The 2,457-nt window shown below is 69.2% G+C and carries 3 protein-coding genes; all 3 read right to left on the bottom strand.

The features are described from left to right. Positions 1-1,335 (bottom strand): translation initiation factor IF-2 N-terminal domain-containing protein (locus tag J7E68_RS18180; RefSeq protein ID WP_215174953.1); only part of this gene is annotated, 1,335 nt, incomplete at its 3' end. 95 nt (positions 1,336-1,430) lie between these two features. Then, positions 1,431-1,685 carry a YlxR family protein gene (locus J7E68_RS18185; protein ID WP_215174954.1) on the bottom strand — a complete coding sequence of 85 codons (255 nt, stop codon included), beginning with the start codon at positions 1,683-1,685 and terminating at the stop codon, positions 1,431-1,433. Between the two features lie 60 nt (positions 1,686-1,745). Then, on the bottom strand, positions 1,746-2,457 hold a 712-nt coding region (gene nusA / locus J7E68_RS18190; RefSeq protein ID WP_215174955.1), incomplete at its 5' end, for a transcription termination factor NusA.

The following is a 2,457-nucleotide window of genomic DNA, read 5'->3' on the forward strand; positions in this document are numbered from 1 at the left end:
CTTACCGTGGTCGACGTGACCCATGACGGTGACCACGGGAGGACGGATCTCGAGGTCGTCCTCGCTCGCCTCCTCGAGCTCCTGCTCGAGGTTGAGACCGAAGCCCTCGAGGAGCTCCTTGTCTTCGTCCTCGGGCGAGACCATCTGGATCTTGTAGCCAAGCTCGGCACCCAGGACCTCGAACGTCGCCTCGTCCAGCGACTCGGTGGCCGTGGCCATCTCGCCGAGGTTGAAGAGGATCGTCACGAGGGTTCCCGGCTGGACGTTGTAGCCCGTCAGGGTCTCGATCTTGTCGGCGAAGTCCGAGATCGACGCGCCGCGGCGCATGCGGATGATCTCCCCGTTACCGCGGGTGACGTTGACGCCACCGACGACCGGGGCGCTCCGCATCTCGAATTCCTGCCGCTTCGCCCGCCGCGACTTGCGCTGCTTGCTCTTGCCGCCGCCCTTGCCGAAGGCACCGGCGGTACCTCCACCAGGACCACGGCCACGACCGCCGCCGCCACCGGGGCGACCTGCGAATCCGCCACCAGGACGAGCACCGGGGCCCGCACCGGGTCCACCGGCACCGCCGGGACGACCGGGGCCGCCGGGACGCTGCTGGAACGGTGCACCACCGGGACGACCACCCTGACCACCGCGCGGGGCGCCGGGACGGGGGGAACCGGGACGAGGTGCACCCGGACGCGGGGCGCCGGGACGCGGAGCCTGCGGACGCGGGATGTTACCCGGCGTCGGGCGCTGGCCCATGCCCTGCGCCGAGGCGAAGGGGTTGTTTCCCGGACGCGGGCCGGTGGGACGCTGTCCCATGCCCTGCGCGGAGGAGAACGGATTGTTGCCGGGGCGCGGGGCGCCCGGCTTGGGCGCTCCGCCGTCGGCCGGCTTCGCCGCATCGGGGCCAGGTGCGGCCGCTGCGGTCTCGGCCTGAGCCTCGGGGGCGGCAGCGGGTGCCGGAGCCGCAGTCGCCTGAGCCTCGGGGGCCGGGGCTGCAGCGGGTGCTTCCGGAGCCGGAGCCGGCTTCGGGCCGGGCTTCGGGCCCGGGGTCGGTGCGCCGGACGCAGCGGCGCCGGTCTTGGCGGCACCGGGCTTGGCAGCACCGGGCTTTGCCGAACCGGACTTCGCAGCAGGCTTCGCCGCTGCCGGAGCGGCATCGGCCGAGGCCTTCAGCGAGGCATCCGACTCGATGGCAGCGCGAAGCTTTCGCGCCACCGGGGGTTCGATGGTCGAAGAGGGGCTCTTGACGAACTCTCCGAGTTCCTTGAGCTTTGCAAGTGCGATCTTGCTGTCGACGCCGAGTTCGGCGGCGATCTCGTGTACGCGTGGTTTACCAGCCACAATTCTCCTGTCTGGGGTCGGTCCACCCAGACAGGGCAGACCACTAGTCGCGGACGGGTCTCATTTCGAGCCGTTCACTTTGTTTCCATAGCCGTTCAGCCTTTGTTTCTTGGTGGGTACTGTTCGATGATCCGCGTGTCCAGATCGCTGGAGACGCGCAGTGCTCGTCCGAATGCTCGGCGCCGCAGGGCGGCCTCCATGCACTCGGGTGTCGGATGCACCCACGCGCCGCGCCCCGGCAGGACGGAATTCTCATCTATGACGAGGATGTCGTTCTGCGACACCACCCTGAGAAGGGCGGAGCGGGAAGCACGCGGGCGACAGCCGACGCACGTTCGTACGGGTTCCATCTTACACCTGTGTTCCCATCCGACTCACGCGGGGTGGCGCGAGTCGGATGTGACGAGCGGTCAGTCCAGGACGCTGTCGGGCTGGATGTCGAGCTTCGCGCCGGTCAGCTTGGCAGCCAGACGGGCGTTCTGGCCCTCCTTGCCGATGGCGAGCGACAGCTGGTAGTCGGGCACCAGAGCGCGCACGGCCTTCGTGTTGGCGTCGAGGATGAAGGCACTCGTGACCTTCGCGGGCGACAGGGCATTGGCGACGAACGCCGCGAGCTCGGGATCGTGATCGACGATGTCGATCTTCTCGCCGGACAGCTCCTCGGTGACGGCGCGCACGCGGCGCCCCATCTCGCCGATGCAGGCACCCTTGGCGTTGATCGCCGGGTCGTTCGCCCTGACGGCGATCTTCGTGCGGTGCCCGGCCTCACGGGCGAGCGAGACGATCTCGACCAGCCCGGCGGCGATCTCGGGCACCTCGAGTGCGAACAGCCTGCGGACGAGGCCCGGGTGCGTGCGCGAGACGGTGATCTGCGGCCCCTTCAGCCCCTTGGCGACGCTCGTGACGTACACGCGCAGTCGCGAGCCGTGGGTGTACTCCTCACCGGGCACCTGCTCCTCGGGTGGAAGGATCGCTTCGACAGCTCCCAGATCGACGTGGATCATGCGCGGGTTGGGCCCCTGCTGGATCACGCCGGCGACGATGTCGCCTTCCTTGTCCTTGAAGTCGCCGAGCACCACGTCGTCAGCGATGTCCCGCAGTCGCTGGCTGATGACCTGCTTG

The sequence above is a fragment of the Microbacterium sp. ISL-103 genome (assembly GCF_018613995.1).
Classification (GTDB): Bacteria; Actinomycetota; Actinomycetes; order Actinomycetales; family Microbacteriaceae; genus Microbacterium.